The organism is Cellulomonas jepli (assembly GCF_047229345.1).
Taxonomy (GTDB): domain Bacteria; phylum Actinomycetota; class Actinomycetes; order Actinomycetales; family Cellulomonadaceae; genus Cellulomonas_A.
On the sequence record NZ_JBFTER010000013.1, the window covers coordinates 18796 to 45313 of the forward strand.

Consider the following 26518-nt stretch of genomic DNA (forward strand, 5'->3'; position numbering starts at 1 on the left):
CTCATGACCACCTCACCGACCTCCTCCGCACCCACCCCGGTTCCCGACCAGCAGCCCCGCACCGTCCTCGTCACCGGCTCCACCAGCGGCATCGGCGCGGCGACCGCGCGCACCCTGGCCGGGCACGGCTGGCGCGTCGTCGTCACCGGCCGCGACGTCGACCGCGGTGCCGCGGTCGTGGCCGACATCGAGGGCGTCGGTGGGCGAGCCGTGTTCGTCACCTCCGACCTCGCCGGCCCGCCGGAGGAGCTGCGCGACTTCGCTCGTGCCGCGACCCGGGCTGCGGGCGGACGCCTGGACGCGGTGGTCCACAACGCCGCGCTGTGCCCGGCCGTGGACACCCTCGCACTCACCGACGTCGACCTCGAGGCGACGTTGGCGGTGAACGTCCGCGCGCCGCACGTCCTGACCGCGGCGCTGGCCCCTGCCATGACCGAGCGCGGCCACGGCGCGATCGTGGTCATCGGTTCCTGGATGGCCCACGTGGGGCACCCCTTCGTCGGTCTCTACTCCGCGACCAAGGCCGCGGAGATCCAGCTCGCCCGTAGCTGGGCTGCGGAGTTCGGTCCCCGCGGTGTCCGGGTCAACACCGTCTCCCCCGGCGCCACCCGGACCCCCATCAACGCGTCCGACGGCGACGTCATCGCGCGCATGACGTCCGGGATCCCCGCCGGACGCCCCGGCGCTCCCGCCGAGATCGCCGAGGCCGTGGCGTGGCTGCTCTCGGACGCGGCCCGCTACGTCCACGGCGCCGAGCTCGCGGTCGACGGCGGCATCACCGCCACCCGCCCCTCGTAGGTCTGCTGCGCGGGCTCAGTGCTGCGTGTCGTGCGGGGGGGACGACGCGACAGCGGCCGGCGCTCGAGGGGAGCGGGGCCGTTCCCCTTCACCCCGCGTGTGCCGCGACCCGGATCGCGACGACCTCGCACGTCACGGGCGAGGACTCGCCGCATCCGTCTCCGATCCACACCTCGACCAGGTCGCCGGCTGCGAGGTCGGAGCGCGTGAGCGTGCGGTCGTCCCTGCCGGCCACGACCGTGCCGTCCTCGGCTGACCCGCCACCGAAGGCCCGGGCGGAGGCCCGTGATCCGTGCGCGTCCTTGTCTCTCACGGCTGGCTCCCTCCGACTGGCTCTGCGCCTCGCGTCGCGGGGTCTCTACCCGCTTGTGTCGCGACCGACCCTGTCCCTTCAGGACAACGACGGATCGCTCTCAGCCGGGCCTGCTGCAGCTCGACCCGGGTCGGACACCTGGCGGTGTCCGGTATTCGTCACCGTCACTATTCGCAGAGCAGCTACGGGAGCAACGACCCGCCCGCGCGGACGGCGGGAGTCTCCGCTCGACGTCGGACCGTCAGGGCCTGGGTGGCGACTGCGACCGGCCCGAGGGTGGTGTCGTGCACGGTGGTGTGCGTCAGGCCGAGCCCGGTCGGTCCGAACGTGACCGTGGTGTCGAGCCCGATCCAGTCGCCGCGGGGCGTCGCGACGAGGTGGGCGGTCAGGTCGACGTTCGGGAACACGAGCTGGTCGGTTGGTGTCCGGGGTGTCAGTCCGTTGGCGATGTCGATGACGCCGAGCATGCGGGCGGTGGCGCTGACGGACTCGTCCCGGACGAGCGGCATGGTGGGCCGGACCCAGGACACAGCGCGGCCGGGCTCGTGCTGGTGGCGGCGCACCTCGACGGAGCGGACGAAGCCGCCGGGCCAGATGTCGGCGGGGTCCCAGACCGGGATCTCGTTCGGGTCGGGGATGGTCGGGAGCGCTCCACCGGCGTGGGCGGCGGTGTCGTAGCCGCGCAGCAGCCAGGCGCGCAGCACGACGGCGGGTCGGCCGGCGTGGCTCAGGGTGGCGTGGACGAGTTCGATGGTGCGGCCGGGGCGGAGCACCTCGACGTCGATGCGGACGGGCTCCAGCGGCAGGGTGCCGAGGATGTCGTAGGACGCGCGTGCGAGCTGCAGCGGGTCCGGGGTTCGTGTCGCGTGGTCGGTCTCGACGGCGTGGGCGAGCAGCCCGAGCGCGGGGGCGATGTGCTGCTCACGCGGGTTCCACCCGCCGCTGACGTGCTCGGTCGGGCGGAACGTGGCCGCGTCGAGCCGCTCGAAGTACGCCACCGGGTCATTCCTCGACCGCGGCGTCGAGCGAGCGCAGGTGCTGGCGGAAGGTGACCCCGTCCCGATCCCGGGCGACCAGGTAGTCGGCAAAGCGGGTTTGCTCCCGCAGCGACGTGCCGAGCTGCATGCGGGCGGCCTGGCGGAGCTCCGTGTCGCGGATGCGGGTCGCGACCGCGGCGACCTCGCTCGCACGGTCAGCCGGGAGGAAGAGCACGCCGTCGTCGTCGGCGAGCACGACGTCCTCGCGGGTGACCGTGTGGGTCCCGCACGCGGCCCGGGTGAGCGCGTCGACCGGTTGGGGGTCGAGGCGTTCGGGTCCGTTGGGGTAGGCGCCCAGGCTGAGGACCGGGACGTTGATCGCGCGCAGCTGCGGGGTGTCGCGGTGCAGTCCCCAGATCACGATCCCGGCCAGGCCGGCGTGTGCGACCTCGAGGGCGACCAGGTCGCCCACGCACGCCTCGTCGGTGCGTCCGCCGTTGTCCACGACCAGGACGTCGCCGGGCGCCGAGTGCTCGAGGGCTTCGAGGAACACGTCGACGCTGCCGCCGTGCCGGGCTGGCAACGCGGGGCCGGCGACGTGGGTGCCGGGCCACAGCGGGCGGACCGCCGCGGGAGCGCACCGCACCGGCACCCCGACCCGCAGGCAGGCGTCCGCGACGTGCGGGGTGGTCAGGTCCGAGAACGTGGCCTGCAGAGCCAGAGCGTCCATCGCGGTCTCCTCGAGATCTCGGGTCGGGTGGCCGGGGTGCTGGTCGGTCAGTGGAGGAGCTGCTCGACGACGAGCCAGGTGCCGAGCGCGGCCATCACGACCGCGGACACCCGCGAGACGATCTTCGCGGCCGACGGGCGCGCGGACAGCACCCGCCGCGCGGTCACCGCCACTGCGAGGTAGACCACGGCGCAGGTGGCGACGTGGACCGAGCCGAGGGCCACGATCTGCGCCCACACCGGCCACGGCGCCGCGCGGGACGTGAACTGCGGGAGCAGCGCGAGGAACAGCAGGAACACCTTCGGGTTCAGGCCGCTGACCCCGAGCCCCTTCCACAGCCACCGCGCCCGCGACACCCCGGCGACCGCCTCCGCGCTCTCGTGCGGTGTGGCCGGTCGGGTGAACGTCATGAACCCCAGCCACACCAGGTACACGCCGCCCGCGATGGTGAGCGCCCCGAGCAGCCCTGGCGCGCCGGCGACCAGCGCGCCCACGCCGGCGGCGACCAGCAGCGTCGCGATCAGGTGCCCCGCGAGCATCCCGGTCACCGCGGGGACGATGACCCGGCCCCGGATGCCGGCACTGATCGCGTAGGCCCAGTCCGCACCCGGGGTGAGCACGAACAGCACCGAGATCGCCCAGAACCCCAGCACATCCGCGCCGTCCATCCGCTCCCCACCCCCGCTCCACACCCCTGTCCGGGGATAGCAGGGGAAGGCTATGCAGGAACGCACGCAAGGTGGTCCCAAGATCTCCCCACATCGCCACCGGTCGTGGAAGGATATGGCGCATGGATGCGATCGACCGCGCGATCCTTGCTGAGCTGCAGCGCGACGGGCGCCAGACGCTGACGGAACTCGCCGAGCGGGTCCAGCTCAGCGTCTCCCCGTGCCACCGCCGGCTGCGCACGCTGGAACGCGCCGGCGTCATCACCGGCTACCACGCCCGCCTCGACCCCAGCGCTGTCGGCCTCACCTTCGAGGCCCTGGTCTTCGTCACCATGCAGGAGGCGACCGTCACCAGCATCGGCGCCTTCGAGACCGCCGTCGCCGATCTCCCCAACGTCCTGCAGGCCCAGCGCCTGTTCGGCGACCCCGACTACCTCCTGCGCGTCGTCGCCCGCGACCTGGCCGACTACCAGCGCCTCTACGACGGCCACCTCGCCGCCCTACCCGGCGTCCAACGACTTAACTCCACCCTTGTCATGCGCTCCGTCGTCGAGGACCGCGCACTCCCGCTCTAGCCGCGCGCCAGATCCGCGAGCAGCAGCCGGCCCTTGCTCCAGGACGCTCCGTCAGGTCAACCGCTCGGGCAGCTGCACCTCACCGGGGTCCAGGTCCGGTCGGACACCTGGCGGTGTCCGGTATTGCTGACCGTCGGTATTCCTGGCCCCGGTCGCGCGTCGGCACAGTCGTGTCAGCGGTCGATCCACTTCTGCATGTGCTCGGGGTAGCGGTCGCCCTGGACGTCGATCTGGCCGGAGGCGGTGGTGAGCTCGGCGAGGTCCTCGGCCGTGAGGGTGACGTCGACGGCGGCGGTGTTCTCGTGCAGGCGGTGGGCCTTGGTGGTGCCGGGGATCGGCACGATGGAGGGGTGCTGGGCGAGCAGCCAGGCGAGGGCGACCTGCGCGGGGGTGGCGCCGGCGCGGTGGGCGATCGCGGTGACGAGGTCGACGAGGGCCTGGTTGGCGGCGCGGGCGTCTTCGGTGAACCGGGGCGGGCTGCTGCGCAGGTCGGTGTCGGCGAACCTCGTCGTGGTGGTGATGGCGCCGGTGAGGAAGCCCTTGCCGAGGGGGCTGAACGGGACGAACCCGATGCCGAGCTCGATCAGGGTGGGCAGGATCTGCGCCTCGGGCTCGCGCCAGAACAGGGAGTACTCGCTCTGCAGCGCGGCCACGGGCTGGACGGCGTGGGCCCGGCGGATGGTCCCGGCGCCGGCCTCGGACAGCCCGAAGTGCGACCTTCCCGGCGTCGATGAGCTCCTTGACGGTCCCGGCGACGTCCTCGATGGGCACGTTCGGGTCGACGCGGTGCTGGTAGAGCAGGTCGATCGACTCCACGTCGAGGCGGCGCAGGGAGTCCTCGACGGTGGCGCGGATGTGCTCGGGGCGGCTGTCGAGCCCGGTGCTGGTGGTGCCGTCGAAGGAGAACCCGAACTTGGTGGCGATGACGACCTGGTCGCGCACCGGGGCCAGGGCCTGCCCGACGAGCTCCTCGTTGGTGAAGGGGCCGTAGACCTGGGCGGTGTCGAAGAACGTGACGCCGGCGTCGACGGCGGTGCGGATGAGCGCGATGCCGTCGGAGTGGTCGGCCGCGGGACCGTAGCCGTGGCTCAGGCCCATGCAGCCGAGGCCGAGGGCGGAGACCTCCAGGCCGCTGGTGCCGAGGGTGCGCGTGATCATCGTCGTTCTCCTTCGTCCGGGGTGCGGGTCAGAGCTCGTGCCCAGGGCAGGTGCACCGCGGTGCTCGTGCACCTGCCCCGGGCGCGGTTTGCGGGAGGGGGTCAGCGGTCGCGGCGGCTGTTGAGCCAGCTGACCATCGCGGGGTCGCGGTGGTCGAAGGCGACGCTGACGCCGGTGTCCAGGGTGGCGATGCGGGTCATCTGGTCGTCGGTGAGCTCGAAGTCGAACACGTCGATGTTCTCGGCCATCCGCTCCGGGCGCGACGACTTCGGGATCACGACGACGCCGCGCTGGATGAGCCAGCGCAGGGTCACCTGGGCGACGGACTTGCCATGGGCCTGCCCGATCTCGGTGAGCACCGGGTTGGTGAGGATGTCGTTCTTGCCCTCGGCGAGCGGGCCCCAGGACTCGATCTGCACGCCGCGCTCGGCCATGACCTGCTGGTCGGTGGCGCGCTGGTGGAACGGGTGGGTCTCGATCTGGTTGACCGCCGGGACGACCTCGTTGTGGTCGACGAGGTCCACCAACCGGTCGGGGTGGAAGTTGGAGACGCCGATGGCGCGCACCGCGCCCTGCCGGTTGAGGTCCTGCATGGCGCGCCAGGAGGAGTAGTAGTCCCCGAGCGGCTGGTGGATCAGGTACAGGTCGAGCCGGTCCAGGCCGAGCTTGGTCAGGGACGCCTCGAAGGCGCGCTTCGTACCGTCCTCGCCGCCGTCGTGGATCCACAGCTTCGTGGTCACGAACAGCTCGTCCCGGGCGATGCCGCTGGCGGCGATCGCGCGGCCGACCGCCTCCTCGTTGCCGTAGGCGGCGGCGGTGTCGATGTGCCGGTACCCGGCGGCCAGGGCGTCGGTGACGACGCGCTCGGTCTCCTCGGCGGGGACCTGGAAGACCCCGAAGCCGAGGATCGGCATCTGGACGCCGTTGTTCAGGGTGACCGTGGGGATCTGGCTGGACATGGTGAAGCCCTTCGTCGTGTCGGTGCTCGCCCGTGGCGGGCGGGTGTGGGAGCCGCGGCGTGCCGCACGGACTCTCACCTGACCACCACACCACCGGGACCGCGCGGCAGGAACGCACTGACGAGAGGTGTACTGGCAGGTCGTGGCTAGCCGGCCGGAGCCGACCTACCGTCGAGGGCATGGACCAGCGAGACGAGGTACGCGACTTCCTCGCGTCACGGCGTGCACGGCTGAGCCCGGCGGACGTCGGTCTGCCGCTCGGCTCCGGGCGCCGGCGTGTCGCCGGGCTGCGCCGCGACGAGGTCGCGGTCCTGGCCGGGGTGTCCTCGGAGTACTACGCCCGCCTTGAGCGCGGCAACCTCGCCGGAGTCTCGGACTCGGTCCTGGACGCCCTGGCCGGCGCGCTGCGCCTGGACGAGGCTGAGCACCTGCACCTGCGCAACCTGGCCCAGGCCGCGAACCAGCCCGCCCGCCGGCGCCGCTCCCCCGCCAAGGCCACCACGGTGCGGCCCTCGCTGCAGCGGGTCCTGGACGGGATGGCCACCACCCCGGCGTACGTGCGCGACACCCGCATGGACATGGTCGCCTCCAACGCACTCGCCCGGGAGCTGCACGCCCCGGTCTTCGAGTTCGCCCGCCTCACCGGCACCGCACCGAACGCGGCGAGGTTCGCGTTCCTGGACCCCGGCGGACGGGCCTTCTACCCCGACTGGGAGCAGGTCACCCGTGACTGCGTCGCGGCCCTGCACGCCGCGGCCGGCCACAACCCCTACGACAAGCCCCTCGTCGAGCTGATCGGTGAGCTCTCCACCCGCTCGGAGGCGTTCCGCGTCCTGTGGGGCACCCACGACGTGCGCCTGCACCGCACCGGCGTCAAGCGCCTGCGCCACCCCGACGTCGGGATCCTCACCCTGGACTACGACGTCATGGAACTCACCCAGGACCCCGGCCTGGTGTTCATCGCCTACAGCGCCGCCCCCGGCACCCCCGCCGCCGACGCCCTTTCCCTGCTCGCGTCGCTGGCCGCCACCCGCGGCCAGGCCCTGGTCGACCCTGGCACATGACCAGCCCGACCATCAGCCGCCGGACGTTCCTGCGCAGCGCCGCCGGCGCGGGTGTGCTCGCGCTGGCCGGCTGCACCACCGAGGACACCGGCCCCCTCGCTACCCCACGCCAGGAGTCCTCCACTGTGCCCACCTCGCCGCCGGTCACGACGTCGATGCTGCTCGTGTACTTCTCCCGCCCCGGGGAGAACTACTGGTACGGCGACCGCCGCGACCTCGAGATCGGCAACACCGAGGTTCTGGCCACGATGATCACCGACCGCATCGACTGCGACACCTACCGCATCGAGGCCGCCGACCCCTACCCCGACGACTACGAGGAGACCGTGGCGCGCAACGTCCGCGAGCAGGACCAGGACGCCCGCCCCGCCATCGCCAGCCCGCTGCCCGACCTCACCGCCTACGACACGGTGATCCTGGCCAGCCCCATCTGGAACGTCCGCCCCCCGATGATCATGTCCACGTTCGTGGAGTCCGCGCCCCTGGGCACCCGGCGCCTGCTGCCCGTCACCACCCACGCCATGAGCGGCCTGGGTCGCGCCGTCGAGGTCTACACCGACCTCGCGCCCGACGCCGTGATCGGCGACGGGCTCGCCGTGCGCGGCGAAGAGGTCGCCGAGGCCGGCCCCGACCTCGACCAGTGGCTACGGGAGGTCGCCCTCACAGGCTGACGTACCCAGCTCTCCACCGCCCGCTCACGGCACGGAGCGGTCACGTGAGCCGGTCAGGCACGACAACTTTGGCCGGATCCAAGTCGGGTCGGACACCTGGCGGCGTCCGGTATTCGTCACCGTCAGTATTCGCGGATCGGACGGGCGGCTACGTCTCCGCATGAGCGACGACGAAGGCGTGCTGAGCGTCGAGCAGGCCTACGAGGCGGCCTACCGCTACCTGATTGGTTGAGGCGGCGTGAGCTGGCTCCAGGATGACGGCCATAGGTGGCGCCACCGTGGGTTATCGCGAGGGGGCTGTGACGGCCATAGGTGGCCACCGTGGGCGTCTGAAGGCGCCCTCGAGGCGGTGCTAGCGGACCTGCTGCGAAGCGACGGTGCTCGAACGGCCGACCGGCCTCGGGCGGTCGGCGCCGCCTGTGTCAGCGGGTGCGGGAGAAGACCGCGAGCGAGTTTCTCGGAGTTCCCGGCGATGTAGGCGTCCTTGCCGTCGGGGCTGACCGCGATGCGGACCGCCCCGCCGAGGCGGTGCGTCAAGCGGGCCTGCGGCTGAGCGCCTCGCCGGAGCGGTGCGCCCGGCACGTCGGCGCGGCGCTCCGGCGGGTCGGCACCCGCCGCGCTCAGGGCCTGCCGGCCTCGTCCGTGACGGAGACCGGCCCGCGCAGGGCCCCGCGCACGGCGGGCTCGGACCACTGGGGGAACCACGAGAACAGCACCAGCCCGCCGCCGGTCCGACGCATGACCACGCGGTCGTTCTCGAACGTCAGGCACGCCTCGGCGTCGAGCCGGACGGCCAGCTCGGCGGCGACGGTCGCGAGCCGGAGCTCGGCCTCGCGCCACGCGTCGTCGCCCGTCTTGTTCTCGACGTAGAACTCGACCGACATGTCGGCCGGTCGACCGAGAATCTCGCTGTACACCTCGAAGGTGATCGGGTGGTCGAGCGTGCGCACCCGGGCCTCGAGCGCGCCCACCACGAGCACGCCGCCGCGCGGCACCCCCAGGACGTCGGCGAGGACGTCCGCGACGACCTCGACGGGTTCGTCGGTCGCCAGCGCCATCGGGTAGTTGAACATCGGGACTCCGTCCTAGGGGAAGATCCGGACGACCTCACCGCCGCGCACGGCGAGGACCTCCTGGAGACCGGGGATCCCCCAGCTGGCGAACTGCGTGCGCAGCGCGTCGATCGAGACCGGGTTGTCATCGAGGTTGTACACGACCCGGTTCGCCTGCTCCACCTCGATTTTCTCCGCGCCCGGTCCCAGATGTTGCGAACGTTGGACGTGGCGGGCGCGACGCTGTCGAAGATCTCGCCCTCGATCCGGTAGTCCGGGTGCATCCCACAGCACCACTCAGGTGGGGCCAAACACGACCGTCACAGCTCGCGTACGCTGACCTCCCGTGGGGCCAGGCAAGGCCGTCCAACCGGGGCCGAGTACGACCGTCATAACCACCTGATGCAGTACCGGGCCCGCGAGCTGCAGTCGGACTCGCTGACCTTCATGGCGATCGCCATGCAGCCCGAGCCCCACCCGCACACGAGCCACGACCCTGCCTCGTGGGAGGACTTCCTCGACTGCGAGCGCGACACCCGAGAGGGCCGTCCCCTGCCCTCTCCGTTCCTCGACCACGACGGCGGCTCAGGTCAGCCGCACGGGTAGCTCGACCTCGCCGGGGTCGAGGTCCGGCCGGACTCCTGGCGGAGTCCGGTATTCGTCACCGTCAGTATTCGCGGATTGGACGGGCGGCTACCGTCCTCGCATGAGTGACGACGACGGCGTGCTCAGCGTCGAGCAGGCCTACGAGGCCGCCTACCGCTACCTCATGCAGTACCTGGCGCGCGAGCCCGAGTCAGAGTCGCTGCAGCTCATGGCGATCGCGATGCAACCGACTCCCCCGTACCGGAGCAACGACCCGGCCTCGTGGGACGACTTCCTCGACTGCGTGCACCAGACCCGTGCACGAGAACCGCTGCCGTCGCCGTTCCTCGAGGACAACGGCACGTCAGGTCAGCCGCCCGGGTAACTGCACCTCACCAGGGTCCAGGTCCGGTCGGACACCTGGCGGTGTCCGGTATTCGTCACCGCTTGTATTCGGACCTTGTCCGCTAGAGGACCGAAGGATTCTGGTCGTCGCGTCCGAGGCCGACGTCACGGCTGGGGGGTGTCGCGCAAGGTGGCCCACTCGGGTCGCGCCCTTCTGATGCGTTCATGCGCCGATACGACCTCGCTGGGGAGGTCCACGTGGTCGATGAAGCCGGCGCCGCGTGGGCCATAGCCGTCCTCGTCGTCTTGTAGTCGGCGGATCTCGCCGAGGAGGAGAGCAGCGAAGCGACTCAAGGACCAGGTGGGGCATCCTTGTCCGTCCGTTACTTCTCGAGCGAGTTCAGGGTCGACCGCGGGGATGAAGGGCGCATAGCTGTGGATCTGCGCTTCGGGGATGTCGCGCGTCGAGCGGCGGAAGCACTCGTGTGTACGTCGTTGCATGGTCGGGTCTTGGACCAGGGTCAGGGATCTCCACGGTCCGGGCGTTCGGCGTAGCAGATCGACGCTGTAGTCGGCGTTCTCACCGCAGTTGGTGGAGCCGTCCTCAAGCAGGAGATTGGACTCGGGCACGCGGTGATGTTTGGTGAGGATGTCGGTGAGGACGCCGGCCTCGGATCGCCCTTGAGTAGGGATGTCGCGGTAGACGGGGTGGTTGCGCACGGCCTCAGCCAGGTGCTCTGTGGAGTGTCCGACGCCGCCCGACACCAGGATGCGAGGGGCTAGGCCGGCGTGGAAGGTGGAGGCGACAACGTCAACCGCCGGGAGCACCGCGCTGCCGCACAGGATGAGCACGTCGAACGGCGACACGTGCGCGGGGGACAAGGACGGGCTGTCTCGTCGAGCCAGGTACGCGGCGATCAGGTTCAGATCGCGGCCGAGCGGAGGACCGGTCATGGCCGCCCTGCTTGCACGGCCCCGGCACCCGAGTCCCCGTTCCCGCACCAGCGGGTGGCGATATTCGCGCTCAGGGTCCTGGCCGCAAGGTTCCCGCGGCCGGGCCGCACCAGGGGTCGCTGCGACACCGGTGGGGCCCTGTTCAGCCGAGCTCGACGAGCATGTCGACTTCGTCGGGCAGGTCGTCGAACACGCTCAGGTCGGAGGTGATCTCGCCCATCTCCGTCAGGGTGGGAACCGACACCGTCTCCTCGTAGATGATCGTGATGCTGTCGAGCGGGTTGTAGTAGACGATGTCGCCGGGCTGGACGTCGGTGTAGAACGGCCCGGTCTCCGTCAGGGGCGCAGGCAGCTCGGTGATGTACTCGATGCCGGAGTTGCGGAACCAGGGCAGCGTGACCGGGAGCATCGCGGCGAAGTCCTGGGCGACCTGGGTGTCGTTGAGGGTCCCGGTCATGACCACCTCACCGGCGGTGAGGGTGATCGCGGTCCCCTCCGTCGACGCGGCAGCCGGCGTCGACGGCTCGGCGGTGGCGGACGGGCTGGTCGTCGTGGACGTGGTCTCTGGGGTGGTGGTCTGGTCGGCCGCCGGCGAGCACGCCGCGAGGGTGATCGTGCTCATCAGGGCGATGGCGAGGGCGGTCGGTACCTTTCGCATGGAGGCTCGTCAGCTCTCGTCGATCGCCATGGCGGAGGACAGCTCACGGTGGGCGTCGACCTGCTCGAGGAGCAGTCGGGCCTTGTCCTCGACGCCCGCGACGACGTCCGCGCCGGCGACGAAGCGCAGCGGGGGCGCCTCGAGCGCGGTGAGGGTGACCAGGGCCGCGCCGAGCTTGGCGGGGTCCCCGCCCTGCTGGCCGTTCATGCTCTTCCACGCCGCGATGGTCGCGGTCGTCCGCTCGGCGTAGTCCTCGATCGACAGCTCGGGCCAGATCGAGGAGGCGCCCTCGACGAGGAGCTCGGTGCGGAAGAACCCGGGCTCGACGATCGTGGTGTGGATCCCGAAGGGCGCGAGGTCGTACCGCAGGGACTCCATCCACCCCTCCAAGGCGAACTTGGAGGCGGCGTACGCGGCGCAGAACTCCTGGCCGATGATCCCCGCGGCCGACGTGATCGTCAGGACGTGGCCGCTGCGCTGGGCGCGCATGACAGGCAGGACCGCGCGGGTCACGTTCAGCGGACCGAAGAAGTTGGTCTCCATCTGCGCGCGGAACTGCGCGGGGCTGATCTCCTCGAAGAACCCGGCGTAGAAGTTGCCGGCGTTGTTCACCAGCACGTCGATCCGCCCGAACCGGTCGACCGCCGCACCGGCGGCGGCCTCGGCTGCGGCCGGGTCGGTGACGTCGAGTGCGACGGCGAGCAGGTTCTCGTGCGCGCCGATCGCGTCCTGCACGCGCTGGGGGTCGCGGCCGGTCGCCACGACCGCGTGCCCGGCGGCCAGGGCTGCCTGGGCGATGTGCACGCCCATCCCGCGGCCGGCTCCGGTGACCATCCAGACCTGCTGGGCGGACGTCTGCTCGCTCATGCTCGTGCCTCTCCATCGCTTCGGGTGCGCCGCGTGGTGCGGCATGACCCATGCAACGGGAGGCCACCAGGCCGGAGAAGTTACCGGTGGAAGGTGTACCGGCAGCCCACCCCGCCCGCAGCGGACCGGTCCTACCGTGGCCTGGTGGACAACCGTGACGAGGTCAAGGACTTCCTGCGCACGCGCCGGGCCCGGCTCACCCCCGAACAGGCGGGGCTGAGCGCGTTCGCCCCCAACCGGCGCGTACCGGGCCTCAAGCGCGGCGAGGTCGCCGACCTGGCCGGGGTCAGCGTCGAGTACTACGCCCAGCTCGAACGCGGCAATCTCGCCGGGGTCTCCGACAGCGTCCTGGACGCCCTCGCCCGGGCGCTGCAGCTCGACGAGGCCGAACGCACTCACCTGGCCGACCTCGCCCGCGCCGCCGCACCGGGCACCCGCCCGCGTCGCAAGCCGACCCCTGCGCAGGTGCGCCCAGGCGTGCAGCGGCTGCTCGACCTCATGGGCGACTCGGTGCCCGCGATCGTCAACAACGGCCGCCTCGACCTGCTCACCGCCAACCCGCTCGGACGTGCGCTCTTCGCCCCGGTCGACGCCACACCGCACCCGCCCGGCACCCCGCCGAACCACGCTCGGTTCACCTTCCTGGACGACCGGGCCCGCGACTTCTGGATCGACTGGGACCGCGCCGCCGACGACTCCGTCTCCCAGCTGCGCACCGAGGCCGGCCGCGACCCCTACGACCGCGCCCTGACCGACCTCGTCGGGGAGCTCAGCACCCGCAGCCCCGAGTTCCGCACCCGCTGGGCCGCGCACGACGTCCGCCTGCACCGCACCGGCCGCAAGCACCTGCGCCACCCCGTCGTCGGTGAACTTCACCTCGACTTCGAGGTCCTGGACCTCCCCGCCGACCCCGGCCTCACCGTCATCACCTTCACTACCCCCACCGGATCACCCGGCGAGGACGCCCTACGCGTGCTCGCGAGCTGGGCCGCGACCCACGCAACCGACGGCATCTCGCGGACGACCCGGCGACCGTAGCCCCCCGGCCGGTCCGGCGTGGCTGCGCATCCCGTCCGACAGAGAAAGCGTCTGAACCGCTCGACGGCTATCGCCGTCCTGAAGGCTCACGAATCGAGCCGGCGGCGTCCTCGCGCGTGGGCGGCTCGAGTAGACCGATGTACCCGGTCCAGTCGCGGGCCGCACGCCGGGCCCACCGCACGGCGGTCGTGGCGTTCATCCCGACGAGGTCGGCGACCACTGCCGCCGGGAGATCGGAGGCGAGCGAGATCAGGGCGGCGTTACGCGAGGGGCGGACCGCGATCCCGTGCGCATTCAGCCGGGCCGCCAGGCTGGTGTGAGTGATGTGGCCACGGGTCCCCCTCCCAGGGAACAGCCACTGCGGACGGGCGGACTTCGCGGCGATGAGCGGAGCACCACGGGTCGGCGTCGCGGCCGGGAGCCGGGCGAGGATGCGTCCGAGGCGGGGTGGGACCTCGATGGTCGGGCCGTGCTGCGTGAGCGTGAACCCGGTCACCAGGCTCCGATCGGTGTCGGTCACCAGGTGGTCACGAGTGAGTTCACGAATCCGTGCGAATGGCACCCCGTAAAGCAGCAGCAGCGCGCCGGCCGCGCGCAGGTCGTCTGGGATGGTGGAGTCGGTCAGGCAACGGCGCAGCGCCGCCCAACGCTGCTCTTCGGTCATTCGGATCGACGGCTCGGTCGACTCCGGGTAGCTGACCGTCAGGCTCGGGGTCAGGCGCCGCCGCGCCGCCCAGCGTAGGAAGTCCGCAATCGTCGACCGCTGGTGGCCGGTGGCGTGGTCAAGCCACTCGTCCAGCGTGGGTTGGTCGAGCGAGTCGAGCGTCACGTCGCGGTCGCTGAGCCATCCCAGGAACTTGCCAACGTCAACGACGCCGATCCACGCCTTGCGGAACTGCGCGTAGGTGAACGTGCCGGTCCGCTCGTACCGGCGACGGACCCGGCGCAGGTACCACCACGAGGCGTAGGCCCGCACGATCGGGCGGTGGCCTGGGGGTAGCTCCGCGATCACCTTGTCCACCACGACGTCGAGGCGGGCGATCGGCTCGTGCCGATCCGGCAGAACTTCGAGCTCGACCAGGGTCCGGCGCAGCGGCCACACCTCGCGCTCGTCGTAGGTGTCGAGCGCCTCGTGGCTGACCGTGATGCCCTGGTCGAGGAGCTCACGCAGGACACGGGCTCCGCCGCGCGAGTTGGTCAGCCACCTCATGACCGACCGCGGACGCCGACTCCCGACCAGCGCCGCGGTCAAGGCAGCGACCGGGCTCCCCGGGCTTGCCACGCCGAACGCTTCCACGAGCTGGTCTGCAACGGCGCACCGCACGCAGACCAGGCCCTTGTACGGCTCCTCCCCTCCACCGCAGCGCAAGCAGATGTAGGAGTACCGGCGACTGCCGCAGCACGGCCCGCACAGCGTCGGCTTCACGGGCTCCTCGTTGGGCGACCGGTCAGGGTGGTCGATGAGCACCCGCGACCTGCCGCACCCGGCGCACGGCCTGGGGAAGGCGCGGGCCTGGTTGTAGCAGGGGAAGCAGACCGGGCCGATGGGCCAGCGGGCGGCGAACAGCCGGGTCTGGGTGCAGATGGGGCAACGGACGGGGATGCGGACGTACTGCTTCGCCGCCGGCGCCATCAGTCGAGGTCGGGTCGCCGGATCCGGCTGCGCCGCACCGAAGGCGCCGCACCGCTCGGACCGATCCCACCGCTCGCGTTCTTGGCGACCTGCTCGTCGACCACGACGACGCGAAGCAGGTCGTTCGGGGTGCACCGCAGGATGTCGCACAGGGCAGCGAGGGTGTCGGTGCTCAGCCGCTGGGGGGTGGAGGTCACGAGCCGGTAGACCTGCTCGCGGGACAGGTGGATGCCACGTTCGGCGAGCAGCGGCACGAGGTCGGTCGTGGCGAAGAGACCGCGCTCGGCCATGCGCAGGCGCAGGTCCCACGCCACACCCATCTTCTTGATCACGATGTGCCCTCCTCGGGGTCGTGCCACAGGTCCGGCTGATGAGCGGTGATCGCCCGGCGCAGCAACGTGTTGCGGTAGGCGTCCGAGACGCCGGTGTAGATGGCGGTGGTCGCGGCGTAGGAGTGCCCGACCTGCTCCTGGACGAAGCGCTCCGGGTAGTCGAACTCGACCAAGTGCGTCACGTACGAGTGGCGCAGGCTGTGCAGGTCGAGCGCCCGGTCCAGGCCGGCCGCATCGCGGGCCTCCGCGAACGCCGCGTTGATCCCGCGCCAGTCGAGCCGGCTCCGTCGTTCGGTCATCCAGAGCGCGGCGTGCTGCCCGGGGTCGAAGCGGGGCCGGACCTCCTCGACCCACTGCTCGAGGACCGGCACGACCCAGTCCATCTCCGGGACGAGCATGACGGTGCGCCGTCGCGGGGACCCGCCGCGGTTCCCCTTGCCCCAGCGCACGTACAGCGCACCGAACCGGCCGAACGCCGGGACCTTCGGATTGCGGCGCAGGTCCACGGTGTCCAAGCCCCACACCTCCCGGCGCCGCAGCCCGTACGCGTAGACCGTCTTGAGAATCGCCGCGTCACGCTGCGCGGCGAGCGCGCCCTTGCGCCCGCGTGCTCGCACGGACTCGACGATGTCGTCCGCGGCGTCGAACAGGCGCTGCACCTCGTCATAGCTCAGCGGCCGGCGCCCAGGCGCCCCCTCGTAGCCGCTGGTGTGGGCGACGCTGTTCCACTCGTCGATCACCTGCTGCGGCGCCTGGCCGAAGCGCTCCAGGCAGACGGGCGCCCAGCCGTACCGGGCATCGGTCAGGTACTCGAGGAACATGCGCAGGTCAGCGGTGTAGCCGCGAACGGTCGACGGCCGCACGGCACCGGACTGCCCGCTGATGAACGCCTCGACCTCCGGCGCCGTCCACTGCCACGGGTACAGGTTCGAGAACTCCACCATGCGCCGCACCAGCCGGAGCCGGTGGGCGATCGTGTCCCGCTTCAGGAACCGCACCCGCTGCTGGCGCGCCCAGCCCTCCAGCATCGCGTCCATCACCGCAGCCTCGGGATGCAGCAGACCAAGCCCGTCGACCAGGACGAGACGGGCTGCACCCTGCGCTTCGTGCCCTCCGGACGGCGTGACCACCGTTGCATCCAACACAACATTGAGTCATGCGCACAAGAGGGGCTTGTCAGGCGGCTGTGCGCCGCTCGAGACTCCTTCTCGGCCCACTCGAGTTACGCGGTAGTCCAGGGTGGTGAGACCTCGTCTGGATTCAACTCTGGTCGGACCCTTCGTTTCTTCAGCGGGTGCCTGAACGACCGGCCGTTGCATGGGAAGCGACGCGGCGACCCGGCTGCGGCGACCCGCCCCGGATCCCCGCCGCAGCTGCCGACACTCCGCGCCGGCGCGCGGACCTGCCCCCGGCCGGCGGGCCGTGCGGTAGGGTCGCACATACCGGGCAGTCGGTATGTGCGAGAGCGTCGAGGACGACGCCGACAGGAGGTACGCGTGCAGATCGTCGGAGCTGTGCTCGAGCGCTCGGGCAGCACCCCGCCGTTCGCCGCGTCGCGCCCCTTCCGGGTCTCGCGCCTCGAGCTCGACCCCCCCGGACCGGGCGAGGTGCTCGTGCGGATCGAGGCCGCCGGCGTGTGCCACTCGGACCTCTCCGTCGTCGACGGCAGCCGCGTCCGGCCCGTGCCGATGCTGCTCGGGCACGAGGCCGCGGGGGTCGTCGCTGCGCTGGGCGAGGGGCTCGGCGAGGGGTCCGGCGACGGGCCCGGGAACGGCGCCGACGACCTCGCCCTCGGCGACCGCGTCGTCCTAACGTTCCTGCCCCGGTGCGGCGCGTGCCCCGCGTGCGCGACCGACGGCCGCCTCCCGTGCGGACCGGGCAGCGCGGCCAATGCCGCCGGGACCCTGGTCGGCGGCGGCACGCGCCTGCACCGCGACGGCTCCCCCGTGCACCACCACCTCGGCGTCTCGGCGTTCGCGTCGCACGCCGTCGTGAGCCGGACGTCGGTCGTGCGCGTCGACCCCGACGTCCCGGCCGAGGTCGCGGCGCTGCTCGGCTGCGCCGTGCTCACGGGCGGCGGAGCGGTCGTCAACGCGGGCCGGCCCCGGCCCGGGGAGCCGGTCGTCGTCGTCGGGCTCGGCGGCGTGGGCATGGCCGCGCTGCTCGTGGCCGTCGCGCTCGGTCACGAGGTGACGGGCGTCGACCCCGTCCCGGAGAAGCTCGCGACGGCCCGGGAGCTGGGAGCCGCCGCCGCCCACACCCCGGTGGAGGCCGTCGACCGCGGCGTGCGCGCCCCCGTCGTCGTCGAGGCGGCCGGGTCGGTGCGCGCGTTCGAGACCGCGCTCGCCCTGACCGCCCCGGGCGGCACCACCGTGACCGTCGGGCTGCCGCCTCCCGACGCGCGCGCCGCCGTCTCGCCGCTCACGCTCACCGCCGAGGCCCGTACGGTCGTCGGCTCCTACCTCGGCTCCGCGGTGCCCGCGCGCGACATCCCCGCGTACGTCGACCTGTGGCGCGCCGGACGCCTGCCGCTCGAGCGGCTCGTGTCCTCGCGCGTCACGCTGGACGACCTCGACTCCGCCATGGACCGCCTCGCGGCCGGTGGCGAGCTCCGCCAGCTCCTCACGTTCGACGAAGGGACCACCCCGTGACGACTGCCCGCACCGCCCTCGTGACCGGCGCCGCCCGCGGCATCGGCGCCGCGACCGCCCGCCGGCTCGCCGCCGACGGGTACCAGGTCGCCGTGCTCGACCTGCGCGAGGCCGACGCCGAGGCGACCGCCGCCGCGATCCGGGAGGCGGGCGGCGCCGCGCTCGCCCTCGGGGCCGACGTGGCCGACGAGGAGGCGGTCACGGCCGCCGTCGCGCGCGTCGCGGACGAGCTCGGTCCGCCGACCGTCCTGGTCAACAACGCGGGGATCCTGCGCGACAACCTGCTGTTCAAGATGTCGGCCGACGACTGGGACGCCGTCCTCTCGGTGCACCTGCGCGGAGCGTTCCTCGTGAGCCGGGCCGTCCAGCAGCACCAGGTCGCGGCGCGCTGGGGGCGGGTCGTCAACCTGTCCAGCACCTCGGCGCTCGGCAACCGTGGGCAGGCCAACTACGCCGCCGCCAAGGCCGGGATGCAGGGCTTCACCAAGACGCTCGCGATCGAGCTCGGGCCGTTCGGGGTCACCGTCAACGCCGTCGCGCCGGGCGTCATCGAGACCGACATGATGCGCGCCGTCGCCGAGCGCACCGGAATGCCGTACGCCGACCTGCTGGCCGCCGCCGCGAAGGACGTCCCGGTGCGCCGGGTCGGGCAGCCCGAGGACGTGGCCGCCGCGGTGTCGTTCTTCTGCTCCGAGGGCGCGTCCTACGTCTCCGGCCAGGTCCTCTACGTCGCCGGGGGGCCGCGCGCATGACCGTCATCACCGTCGCCTCGCCCGCCTCCCTCGGCAGTGCCGTCGGGCAGACCGCCACCGGGGAGTGGCGGGTCGTCGACCAGGGACGCATCGACCTGTTCGCCGACGCGACCGACGACCACCAGTGGATCCACGTCGACCCCGAGCGCGCCGCCGCCGAGTCGCCGTTCGGCGGGCCCGTCGCGCACGGCTTCCTCACGCTCGCGCTGGTCCCCGCACTCACCGCCGGGCTGCTCGACGTGGGCGGGACCGCGATGGTCGTCAACTACGGGCTCGACCGCGTGCGGTTCCTGCAACCCGTGCTCGCGGGGTCCCGCGTGCGGGCGACCACGGTGGTCGAGAGCGCGGAGCCGACCGCGCAGGGCGTGCGCGTGTCGTCGACCGTGACCGTCGAGATCGAGGGCGCGCCGCGCCCGGCGCTCGTGGCGCGGACCATCGCGCTGTTCGTGCCGGCCTGAGGCGGTCGGGCCCGCCGGTGCACGCCGGCCACCCGGACCACCAGGAGGACTGGCGCCCTTGACGCGCGGCGGGACGCCGGGTGCCCGAGGACGCCTCAGCCCAGCGCCCGAGCGCCGATCACCGAGAGCAGCTGCAGCTTCTCGTGGCTCTCGCTCCCGGGGACCGCGGTGTAGACGAGCAGGAGGTGTGACTGCTGCGGGTCCAGCAGCGTCTGGCAGTGCAGCTCGAGCGCCCCGACCTCCGGGTGCACCAGGCGCTTGATCTCGGTGGGCCGGAGGCCGACCTCGTGGGTCTCCCACAGGAGCCGCAGCTCCTCGCTGCGCGCGAGGGCGAGGTCGGCGAGGCGTGCCGCCCGGGAGCCCGGCCCGCGGAGCGTCACGACGGTCCGCAGGTGCGAGGCGTAGAGCCGGGACAGGAAGGCGTGGTCCTCGGGCGGGTACAGCGCGCGGCTCGCCGGGTCCGCGAACCAGCGGTAGCCGAGGCTCCGGGACGGGCCGGTGTGCCCGGTGGCGTCGCCGGTCAGGGCGACACCGAGCGGCGTCTGCCGCAGGGTCTCCCCGAGCTCGGTGACGACCTCGGCGGCGGTGTCCGAGAGGCGGTCGAGGATGCGCAGCAGACCCGGGCTGACGTGCTCGCTCTCCGCGCCGCGGCCGGGGGGCCGGTGCCCGGCGAGGCGGAACAGGTGGTCGCGCTCGTCGAGGCTGAGGTGCAGCCCCTGCGCGATCGAGGCGACCATCTGCTCGGACGGCTTCGGCCCGCGCTCGCGCTCGAGGCGCGCGTAGTAGTCGGTCGACATGTGGCACAGCGCGGCGACCTCCTCTCGGCGCAGCCCGGCGGTGCGCCGGCGCCGGCCGCGTGGGAGGCCCACGTCGTCGGGCTGCAGCGCGTCGCGGCGGCTGCGCAGGAACTCCGCCAGCCCTGCCCTGTCGATCAACGTTCCCGTCCTCGGCTCATGTGCTGTTCCTACCGTCCGTGCGCCCGCGGAGCCACGGCCTGCCGATCCCCCCGTGAGCCCGCCGGTCGCCGGCCCCGTCCCGTCAGGCACGGATCGGGAGGCCCTGGATGCGTCGGTGCTGCGCGATGAGGCTGGCACCACACCCCGACCGACCGACCGAGGAGCATCCCGTGATCCAGCAGCCCGCCACCGCCTCCGTCCCCTCCTGGCCCGAGCACGCCGGTCCCGGCGGCGAGCCGTCCGGAGCCAGCGCGAGGGCCCGCCGCGTGCTCGGGCTGCCGGACGTCGAGGAGCAGTCCGCGGCGCGGGCCGCGGCGGCGCGGACGTGGGAGCGCGTCGGTGGACCGGTCGGGCTCGCCACGGCCGCCGCACCGACGATCGCCTTCGTCGCCGCCGACGCCGCCGCGGGGCTCGGCACCGCCTTCGTCGCCCTGGGGGTGACCGCGGTGCTCGCCTGCGCCGTGCGGCTCGCCCGCCGGGAGTCACCCGGGTCTGCGGTCGCCGGGCTGGTCGTCGCCGCGGTGTGCGCGGGGGTCGCGGCCCTCGCCGGCGAGGCGCGGGCGTTCTTCCTTCCCACCATGGTGCTGCCCGCCGTCTTCGTGCTCGCCTACGTCGTCTCGTTCGTGGTGGGCCGGCCGCTCACGGGCCTCATGGCCAACCGGTTGTCGGGCGGGCCGCGCGACTGGAGCCGGCACCGCGGCCTGCGGCGCGTCTACGTCGTCACCTCGCTGGTCGGGCTCGCGATGGCCACCGCGAACCTCGTGGTCCGGGTCGGGCTCTACCTCGCCGACGAGCCTGCGGCCCTGGCCGTGACCCAGGTCGCGGCGACCTCGCTGTTCGCCGCCCACTTCGCGGTGACCGTCGTGCTCGCACGCCGCGTCGCCGGCGCCCCGCTCGACGCACCCGTCCCCCCGGCACCCGTGCCGGCCTCCCGCTGACCGCGAGACCCCTCGCACCCCGACCCCTCGAACCCAGGAGCTCCGCCATGCCTCGCACCCCTCACCTGACCCTGCCCGACCTCACCGGCCGACGAGCGCTCGTCACCGGCGCCAGCGACGGCATCGGCCTCGGCATCGCCCGCAGGCTCGCTGCGGCCGGGGCCGAGGTGCTCCTTCCCGTCCGCAACCGGGCGAAGGGTGAGGCGGCCCTCGCCGCGATCCGCGAGGAGCACCCCGCCGCCCTCGTCTCGCTGCTCGACCTCGACCTCGCGTCGCTCACCTCGGTCGCGGCCCTCGGCGCGCGGCTGCGGGACGAGGGGCGCCCGCTCCACCTGCTGGTGAACAACGCGGGGGTCATGACGCCGCCGGACCGGCAGACCACGCAGGACGGGTTCGAGCTCCAGCTCGGCACGAACCACCTCGGCCACGTCGCGCTCGTCGCGCACCTGCTGCCGCTGCTCTCCGCCGGACGGGCACGGGTCACGTCGCAGGTCAGCGTCGCCGCGCGGTCCGGGTCGATGCACTGGGACGACGTCAACTGGGAGACCTCCTACGACGGGCGGCGCGCCTACGGCCAGTCGAAGGTCGCGTTCGGCCTGTTCGCGCTCGAGCTCGACCGGCGGAGCCAGGCCGGCGGCTGGGGCGTCACGAGCAACCTGTCCCACCCGGGGGTCGCCCCGACGAGCCTGCTGAGCGCGCGCCCGGAGCTGGGACGCGACCGCGACACCCCGCAGATCGCCCTGATCCGGAGGCTGTCGCGCGCGGGGATCCTGCTCGGGACCGTGGAGAGCGCACAGCTCCCGGCGCTGTACGCCGCGACGTCGCCGCAGGCCCGCGGTGGACGGCTCTACGGCCCCGACGGGCTCGGCAACCTCGGGGGCGGCCCGGCGGAGCACGCCCTGTACCGCCCGCTGCGCGACGCCGACGAGGCGGCCCGCGTCTGGCGGGTCTCCGAGGAGCTGGCCGGGGTGCCGCTCGCCCTGGACGCGGTCCGGTGACCGCCCGGGACGGCGTGGGAGCCGCGGAGGCACCGCGCCGTCCCCACGCCGACGGGCGGCGGGGATGCCGGCGGCAGACGTCCGCAGCTCAGCTCGTGCGCTCGAGCACCATCGCCATCCCCTGGCCGCCGCCGACGCACATCGTCTCGAGCCCGAGCGTCCCGTCGCGCTCCTGCAGGCCGTGCAGCAGCGTGCTCGTGATCCGGGCGCCGGTCATGCCGAACGGGTGGCCGACGGCGATCGCGCCGCCGTGCACGTTGAGCCGGTCGAGGTCCACGCCGAGCTCGCGCGCGGACGGCAGGACCTGCGCGGCGAACGCCTCGTTGAGCTCGACGAGGTCGAGGTCGCCGATCGACAGGCCCGCGAGCGCGAGCGCCCGCCGGCTCGCCTCGACCGGGCCGAGGCCCATGACCTCCGGCGACAGCGCGCTCACCCCGGTCGAGACGATGCGGGCGAGCGGCGTCAGGCCGAGCTCGTCGACGACCCGGTCGCTGACCACGACGACCGCGGCGGCGCCGTCGTTGAGCGGGCAGCAGTTGCCCGCGGTCACGGTGCCGTCCGGCCGGAAGACGGGGTCGAGGGCGGCGAGCGCCTCGACGGTGACGCCCCCGCGGGGACCGTCGTCCCGCGACACGACCGTGCCGTCCGCGAGCGTGACCGGCGTGATGTCGCGCTCCCAGAAGCCGCTCGCGATCGCCGCCTCCGCGCGGTTCTGGCTCGACGCGGCGTACTCGTCCTGGTCGCGGCGGGTCGTGCCGGTGCGCTGCGCGACGTTCTCGGCCGTCTGGCCCATCGCGACGTAGACGTCGGGCAGCTCGCCGTCGTCACGCGGGTCGTGCCACGTGCTGCCGCCCTTCGCGGACCGGGCCGTGCGCTCGACGGCCTCCGCGAACACCGGGTTGGTGAGGTCCTCGCCGGGGATGAAGTCGCTCGACCCGCGCGCGGCGTGGCTGACCGACTCGACGCCCGCGGACACGAAGACGTCGCCCTCGCCGGCCTTGATCGCGTGGAACGCCATGCGCGTGGTCTGCAGGCTCGACGAGCAGTACCGGTTCACGGTCGCGCCGGGCACGGTGTCGAGCCCGAGCAGCACCGCGACGACCCGCGCCATGTTCATGCCCTGCTCGCCGCCGGGCATGCCGCAGCCGAGCAGGAGGTCGTCGACGCGTGCCGGGTCGAGCGCCGGCACCTGGTCGAGCGCGGCGCGGACCATCGCCGCGGCGAGGTCGTCGGGGCGCAGGCTGCGCAGCGAGCCCTTGAACGCGCGGCCGATGGGTGAGCGGGCGGTGGCGACGACGTAGGCCTCGGGCATGGCGGGCGGTCCTCTCGTGGGTGACGACGGTGCGGACGGGCGGTGGCGGGCTCCGACGGTGGGTGGTGCGGGCGCCAGGAGGCCCCGGGCTGCGCGGTGCGGGCCGGTCAGACGAACGCGCCGACCCCCGTGATCGCGCGGCCGACGATGAGGTTGTTCATGTCGCGCGTGCCCTCGAACGAGTAGACGGCCTCGGCGTCGGCGAAGAACTTCGCGACCCCGTGGTCGAGCACGATGCCGTTGCCGCCGAGCAGCTCGCGGCACCACGCGACGGTCTCGCGCATGCGGCTCGTCGCGAACCCCTTGGCGAGCGCGGCGTGCTCGTCGCCCTGGCGGCCCTGGTCCTGGAGGCGCGACACCTGCAGGCACAGCGCGATGCTCGCGGTGATGTTGCCGAGGCACTGGGCCAGGCGGTCCTGCACGAGCTGGAACGACGCGAGCGGCCGGCCGAACTGCTGACGCTCGCCGACGTACCGCACCGCCGCCTCGTACGCGCCGACCGAGACGCCGACGGCCTGCCAGGCGACCTCGGCGCGCGTGAGCCGCAGCACGAGCGCGACCTCGCGGAACGAGTGGATGTTCGGCAGCCGGTCGGCCTCGTCGACGCGGACGCCGTCGAGCGTGATGTCGGCGTTCTGCACGATCCGCAGCGCCTGCTTGCGCTCGATCTTCGTGGTCGTGAAGCCGGGGGTCCCGCGGCGCACGAGGAAGCCCTTGACCTGGTTGTCGGCGACGTCGCGCGCCCAGATGACGACGACGTCGGCGAACGTCGCGTTCCCGATCCAGCGCTTGGCGCCGTTCAGCACCCAGGTGTCGCCGTGGCGCTCGGCGGTCGTGCGCAGCCCCTTGGAGGAGTCGGAGCCGGAGAGCGGCTCGGTGAGGCCGAACGCGCCGATGAGCTCGCCGCGGCCCATGGGCGGCAGCCACTGCGCGCGCTGCTCGGGCGACCCGCCGATCGCGATCGAGCTCATCGCGAGCCCGCTCTGCACCCCGACGAACGTGGCCGTGGACGGGTCGACCCGGCCGAGCTCGAGCGCCGCCCAGCCGCGCCACACGGCGCTGTTCTCGAACCGCTGCGTCTCGGGCCAGCTCGCGCCGAACATCCCGAGCTCGGCGAGCCCCGGGATGATCTGCGTCGGGAACTCGGCGCGGTCCCAGTAGTCGGTCGCGATCGGCCGGACCTCGCGCTCCATGAAGTCGCGCAGGCGCAGCGACGCCTCGAGCTCGACCGGGGTGAGCGCGTCCTGGAACGCGTAGAAGTCGGCGGCGAGGCGGTCGGTGCCGGGCACGACGTACGCGCCGGCGGCGGGTTCGGCCGGCCCGGTCGCGGCGCCGTCCGTCGTGGCGGTCCCCGCCTCGACACCGTCGACGACGGCGCCCTCGACCGTGGCGGCGTCGGCCGCGGTGCTGTCCGTGGCGGCGTGGTCCGTCGTGGCGGTGTCGGTCATCTCGGCCCTCGATCGTCGTCGATCGGCGCGCTGCGCCCCGGTGCGCACGCGTCCCGCCGCCAGGGTTGCATCATTCGCGAGAATGTTGCAACCCCCTCGGCGACCGGGGTTAGAGTGCGGCGCATGACGCTCCCCACGCACCGGAGCACGCTCGCGCGGGTCGGCACCGCGGTCGCGCCGTCCTGGCTGTCCGAGCGCCTCGAGGACGGCGCGCACGAGGACGCCGTCCGGGCGTTCCGGTTCGCGCGCGAGACGTTCATCGCCGGCGAGCGCATCGACATGGGCCGGCTCGCGACCCGCCTCGGTGTCGACCGCACGTCGCTGTTCCGCTGGGTCGGCAACCGCGACGCGCTGCTGTCCGAGGTCCTGTGGTCGCTCGCCGTCCCGACGCTCGAGCAGGCCGATGCCGCGACGCACGGCCGCTCCGGCGCCGACCGGGTCGTCGCGATCCTCACCTCGTTCGCGCACGACCTCATCACCGCCGACTACTTCCGGTCGTTCCTGCGCCGCGAACCGGCGCGGGCCCTGCGCCTGCTGACGACCAACGGCAGCGAGATCCAGCGCCGCTACGTCGCCGTCGTCGAGCAGCTCGTCCGCCAGGAGCTCGGCGACCGGCCGTTCGGGCGCGACATCGCCCCGGGTGACCTCGCCTACCTGCTCGTGCGGGTCTCGGAGTCGTTCACGTACGCCGACCTGATCACGGGCGACGCACCGAGCGCCGAGCGCGCCCGCGCCGCGTTCGACCTGGTCCTGCGCCCCGAGGAGCCCCGATGACCTACGGCCACCGCGCGCCGTTCCCGACCCGCTGGAACGACAACGACCAGTACGGGCACGTCAACAACACCGTCTACTACGAGGCGATGGACACGACGGTGAACGTCTGGATGATCGGCGCCGGGCTCGACCCCCTCGGCGGCGACCGGATCGCGCTGTGCGTGTCGTCGTCGTGCGACTTCCGGGCGCCGGCGTCGTTCCCGGAGCCGCTGGCGGTCGGCCTGCGCGCCGGGCGGGTAGGGACGACGAGCGTCACGTGGGAGCTCGGCATCCTGCGCGCGGACGAGCCGGAGCCGATCGCGACCGGCCGGTTCGTGCACGTGTTCGTCGACCGGGACTCGCGCCGCCCGGCGCCGATCCCCGAGCCGATCCGGGCAGCGATCGAGCGGGAGCTCGTGGTCCGATGACGACGCCCGCCGACCACGACGCGTACATCGCCGCGGCACCCGAGCCCTTCCGGCCCGCGCTGACGCACCTGCGCGCGCTCCTGGCGCGGACCCTGCCGGACGCGGAGGAGATCGTGGCGTACGACATGCCCGGGTTCAGGGTCGACGGCGCGGTCGTCGCGAGCTATGCGGCGTTCAGCAGGCAGTGCGGGCTGTACGTCCTCCCGGGCGCCATCACGGCTCACGCCGGGGAGATCGCGGCCGCCGGCCTGAAGGCGACCAAGACCGGCATCACCTTCTCGCCGCGCAGGCCGATCCCCGACGACCTGGTCGAACGGCTGGCGCGGACGTCGCGGGAGGACGCCGGGGCCTGAGGCCTGCACCTGCTCCCTCACCCCGGTCCACCAGATGAGTCGGACGACAGGGGTGGCGCAGGCCGCACAACTGCGTCTACCGTAAACCGTATCC

At 73.0% G+C, this 26518-nt stretch carries 31 protein-coding genes and 2 pseudogenes; 15 read left to right on the forward strand and 18 right to left on the reverse strand.

The features are described from left to right. Positions 1–3 precede the first annotated feature (3 nt). A complete protein-coding gene (locus tag AB6N24_RS04970) occupies positions 4–798 on the forward strand; it encodes an SDR family NAD(P)-dependent oxidoreductase (protein WP_412868319.1) in 795 nt (264 codons plus the stop codon). 88 nt (positions 799–886) lie between these two features. Here the strand turns inward: AB6N24_RS04970 and AB6N24_RS04975 are convergent, their stop codons facing one another. The 4 genes from AB6N24_RS04975 to AB6N24_RS04990 form a co-directional block, all read right to left on the reverse strand. Continuing rightward, positions 887–1111 carry a hypothetical protein gene (locus AB6N24_RS04975; RefSeq protein ID WP_412868320.1) on the reverse strand — a complete coding sequence of 75 codons (225 nt, stop codon included), beginning with the start codon at positions 1109–1111 and terminating at the stop codon, positions 887–889. Positions 1112–1293: 182 nt separating this feature from the next. Then, entirely contained in the window at positions 1294–2109 is an 816-nt protein-coding gene (locus AB6N24_RS04980) for a thioesterase family protein (protein ID WP_412868321.1), read from the reverse strand. A 4-nt stretch (positions 2110–2113) separates the two neighbouring features. Continuing rightward, on the reverse strand, positions 2114–2818 hold the full coding sequence (locus AB6N24_RS04985; RefSeq protein WP_412868322.1) for an RraA family protein: 705 nt from the start codon (positions 2816–2818) through the stop codon (positions 2114–2116). A gap of 47 nt (positions 2819–2865) precedes the next feature. Continuing rightward, positions 2866–3486, reverse strand: a complete 621-nt coding sequence (locus AB6N24_RS04990) for a LysE family translocator (RefSeq protein ID WP_412868323.1) — start codon at positions 3484–3486, stop codon at positions 2866–2868. A gap of 122 nt (positions 3487–3608) precedes the next feature. On the opposite strand from AB6N24_RS04990, the gene AB6N24_RS04995 reads away from it, so the two are divergent. Beyond that, positions 3609–4061, forward strand: a complete 453-nt coding sequence (locus AB6N24_RS04995) for an Lrp/AsnC family transcriptional regulator (RefSeq protein ID WP_412868324.1) — start codon at positions 3609–3611, stop codon at positions 4059–4061. Positions 4062–4234: 173 nt separating this feature from the next. On the opposite strand, the pseudogene AB6N24_RS05000 reads toward AB6N24_RS04995, so the two are convergent. Both AB6N24_RS05000 and AB6N24_RS05005 read right to left on the reverse strand, forming a co-directional pair. Beyond that, a pseudogene (locus AB6N24_RS05000) lies at positions 4235–5219 on the reverse strand (aldo/keto reductase). A 101-nt stretch (positions 5220–5320) separates the two neighbouring features. Next, complete coding sequence (locus AB6N24_RS05005; RefSeq protein WP_412868325.1) at positions 5321–6178, reverse strand: aldo/keto reductase; 858 nt, start codon at positions 6176–6178, stop codon at positions 5321–5323. A 179-nt stretch (positions 6179–6357) separates the two neighbouring features. Between AB6N24_RS05005 and AB6N24_RS05010 the strand changes: the two genes are divergently transcribed. Continuing rightward, positions 6358–7242, forward strand: a complete 885-nt coding sequence (locus tag AB6N24_RS05010) for a helix-turn-helix transcriptional regulator (RefSeq protein WP_412868326.1) — start codon at positions 6358–6360, stop codon at positions 7240–7242. After that, on the forward strand, positions 7239–7913 hold the full coding sequence (locus tag AB6N24_RS05015; RefSeq protein WP_412868327.1) for a flavodoxin: 675 nt from the start codon (positions 7239–7241) through the stop codon (positions 7911–7913). Before AB6N24_RS05010 ends, AB6N24_RS05015 begins: the two co-directional genes overlap by 4 nt. A 620-nt stretch (positions 7914–8533) precedes the next feature. On the opposite strand, the gene AB6N24_RS05020 is transcribed toward AB6N24_RS05015, so the two are convergent. From AB6N24_RS05020 to AB6N24_RS05030, 3 genes and pseudogenes are all read right to left on the reverse strand, one after another. Continuing rightward, positions 8534–8986, reverse strand: coding sequence for a SitI3 family protein (locus AB6N24_RS05020; RefSeq protein ID WP_412868328.1), 453 nt, complete (start codon positions 8984–8986; stop codon positions 8534–8536). Positions 8987–8998: 12 nt separating this feature from the next. Continuing rightward, a complete protein-coding gene (locus AB6N24_RS05025; protein WP_412868329.1) occupies positions 8999–9148 on the reverse strand; it encodes a hypothetical protein in 150 nt (49 codons plus the stop codon). A 14-nt stretch (positions 9149–9162) separates the two neighbouring features. After that, positions 9163–9249 (reverse strand): annotated as a pseudogene (locus tag AB6N24_RS05030) (CdiA C-terminal domain-containing protein); the annotation flags it as partial. A gap of 118 nt (positions 9250–9367) precedes the next feature. Here AB6N24_RS05030 and AB6N24_RS05035 point away from each other — a divergent pair. Beyond that, on the forward strand, positions 9368–9571 hold the full coding sequence (locus AB6N24_RS05035; protein ID WP_412868330.1) for a hypothetical protein: 204 nt from the start codon (positions 9368–9370) through the stop codon (positions 9569–9571). A 100-nt stretch (positions 9572–9671) separates the two neighbouring features. Continuing rightward, positions 9672–9935: a hypothetical protein gene (locus AB6N24_RS05040; protein WP_412868331.1), complete on the forward strand. Its 264-nt coding sequence runs from the start codon at positions 9672–9674 to the stop codon at positions 9933–9935. Between the two features lie 125 nt (positions 9936–10060). On the opposite strand, the gene AB6N24_RS05045 is transcribed toward AB6N24_RS05040, so the two are convergent. The 3 genes from AB6N24_RS05045 to AB6N24_RS05055 form a co-directional block, all read right to left on the reverse strand. Further along, a complete protein-coding gene (locus AB6N24_RS05045) occupies positions 10061–10849 on the reverse strand; it encodes a YdcF family protein (RefSeq protein WP_412868332.1) in 789 nt (262 codons plus the stop codon). Positions 10850–10991: 142 nt separating this feature from the next. Beyond that, on the reverse strand, positions 10992–11507 hold the full coding sequence (locus AB6N24_RS05050; protein ID WP_412868333.1) for a cyclophilin-like fold protein: 516 nt from the start codon (positions 11505–11507) through the stop codon (positions 10992–10994). Between the two features lie 9 nt (positions 11508–11516). Next, on the reverse strand, positions 11517–12374 hold the full coding sequence (locus AB6N24_RS05055; RefSeq protein WP_412868334.1) for an SDR family oxidoreductase: 858 nt from the start codon (positions 12372–12374) through the stop codon (positions 11517–11519). A 144-nt stretch (positions 12375–12518) separates the two neighbouring features. On the opposite strand from AB6N24_RS05055, the gene AB6N24_RS05060 reads away from it, so the two are divergent. After that, a complete protein-coding gene (locus AB6N24_RS05060) occupies positions 12519–13412 on the forward strand; it encodes a helix-turn-helix domain-containing protein (RefSeq protein WP_412868335.1) in 894 nt (297 codons plus the stop codon). A 67-nt stretch (positions 13413–13479) separates the two neighbouring features. Here AB6N24_RS05060 and AB6N24_RS05065 read toward each other — a convergent pair whose 3' ends face one another. The 3 genes from AB6N24_RS05065 to AB6N24_RS05075 form a co-directional block, all read right to left on the reverse strand. Beyond that, a complete protein-coding gene (locus tag AB6N24_RS05065; protein ID WP_412868336.1) occupies positions 13480–14622 on the reverse strand; it encodes a hypothetical protein in 1143 nt (380 codons plus the stop codon). Between the two features lie 422 nt (positions 14623–15044). Beyond that, positions 15045–15377, reverse strand: coding sequence for a helix-turn-helix domain-containing protein (locus AB6N24_RS05070; RefSeq protein WP_412868337.1), 333 nt, complete (start codon positions 15375–15377; stop codon positions 15045–15047). Further along, complete coding sequence (locus AB6N24_RS05075; RefSeq protein WP_412868338.1) at positions 15374–16414, reverse strand: tyrosine-type recombinase/integrase; 1041 nt, start codon at positions 16412–16414, stop codon at positions 15374–15376. Before AB6N24_RS05075 ends, AB6N24_RS05070 begins: the two co-directional genes overlap by 4 nt. Positions 16415–16873: 459 nt before the next feature. Here AB6N24_RS05075 and AB6N24_RS05080 point away from each other — a divergent pair, with 459 nt between their 5' ends. Genes AB6N24_RS05080 through AB6N24_RS05090 form a run of 3 tightly spaced genes read left to right on the forward strand, consistent with a single transcriptional unit; the run spans position 16874 to position 19238 of the window. Then, entirely contained in the window at positions 16874–18028 is a 1155-nt protein-coding gene (locus AB6N24_RS05080) for a zinc-binding dehydrogenase (protein ID WP_412868339.1), read from the forward strand. After that, positions 18025–18780, forward strand: a complete 756-nt coding sequence (fabG, locus tag AB6N24_RS05085) for a 3-oxoacyl-ACP reductase FabG (RefSeq protein ID WP_412868340.1) — start codon at positions 18025–18027, stop codon at positions 18778–18780. Before AB6N24_RS05080 ends, fabG begins: the two co-directional genes overlap by 4 nt. Beyond that, positions 18777–19238 carry a MaoC family dehydratase gene (locus tag AB6N24_RS05090; RefSeq protein WP_412868341.1) on the forward strand — a complete coding sequence of 154 codons (462 nt, stop codon included), beginning with the start codon at positions 18777–18779 and terminating at the stop codon, positions 19236–19238. Before fabG ends, AB6N24_RS05090 begins: the two co-directional genes overlap by 4 nt. Before the next feature lie 95 nt (positions 19239–19333). On the opposite strand, the gene AB6N24_RS05095 is transcribed toward AB6N24_RS05090, so the two are convergent. After that, entirely contained in the window at positions 19334–20173 is an 840-nt protein-coding gene (locus AB6N24_RS05095; RefSeq protein WP_412868342.1) for a helix-turn-helix transcriptional regulator, read from the reverse strand. Between the two features lie 191 nt (positions 20174–20364). Here AB6N24_RS05095 and AB6N24_RS05100 point away from each other — a divergent pair, with 191 nt between their 5' ends. Further along, on the forward strand, positions 20365–21132 hold the full coding sequence (locus AB6N24_RS05100) for a DUF3159 domain-containing protein (protein ID WP_412868343.1): 768 nt from the start codon (positions 20365–20367) through the stop codon (positions 21130–21132). A gap of 47 nt (positions 21133–21179) precedes the next feature. Next, complete coding sequence (locus AB6N24_RS05105; RefSeq protein ID WP_412868344.1) at positions 21180–22130, forward strand: SDR family oxidoreductase; 951 nt, start codon at positions 21180–21182, stop codon at positions 22128–22130. An 88-nt stretch (positions 22131–22218) separates the two neighbouring features. Here the strand turns inward: AB6N24_RS05105 and AB6N24_RS05110 are convergent, their stop codons facing one another. Further along, positions 22219–23442 (reverse strand): acetyl-CoA C-acetyltransferase, encoded by a 1224-nt coding sequence (locus AB6N24_RS05110; protein ID WP_412868345.1) that lies wholly within the window; start codon positions 23440–23442, stop codon positions 22219–22221. Positions 23443–23549: 107 nt separating this feature from the next. Beyond that, positions 23550–24890 (reverse strand): acyl-CoA dehydrogenase family protein, encoded by a 1341-nt coding sequence (locus AB6N24_RS05115; RefSeq protein WP_412868346.1) that lies wholly within the window; start codon positions 24888–24890, stop codon positions 23550–23552. A 123-nt stretch (positions 24891–25013) separates the two neighbouring features. Here AB6N24_RS05115 and AB6N24_RS05120 point away from each other — a divergent pair, with 123 nt between their 5' ends. The 3 genes from AB6N24_RS05120 to AB6N24_RS05130 are packed head-to-tail and all read left to right on the forward strand — an operon-like array spanning position 25014 to position 26424. Next, positions 25014–25664 (forward strand): QsdR family transcriptional regulator, encoded by a 651-nt coding sequence (locus AB6N24_RS05120; RefSeq protein WP_412868347.1) that lies wholly within the window; start codon positions 25014–25016, stop codon positions 25662–25664. After that, positions 25661–26071 carry an acyl-CoA thioesterase gene (locus AB6N24_RS05125; RefSeq protein WP_412868348.1) on the forward strand — a complete coding sequence of 137 codons (411 nt, stop codon included), beginning with the start codon at positions 25661–25663 and terminating at the stop codon, positions 26069–26071. Before AB6N24_RS05120 ends, AB6N24_RS05125 begins: the two co-directional genes overlap by 4 nt. Continuing rightward, positions 26068–26424, forward strand: a complete 357-nt coding sequence (locus AB6N24_RS05130) for an iron chaperone (RefSeq protein ID WP_412868349.1) — start codon at positions 26068–26070, stop codon at positions 26422–26424. The genes AB6N24_RS05125 and AB6N24_RS05130 overlap by 4 nt, the downstream gene beginning before the upstream one ends. Positions 26425–26518: the final 94 nt, after the last annotated feature.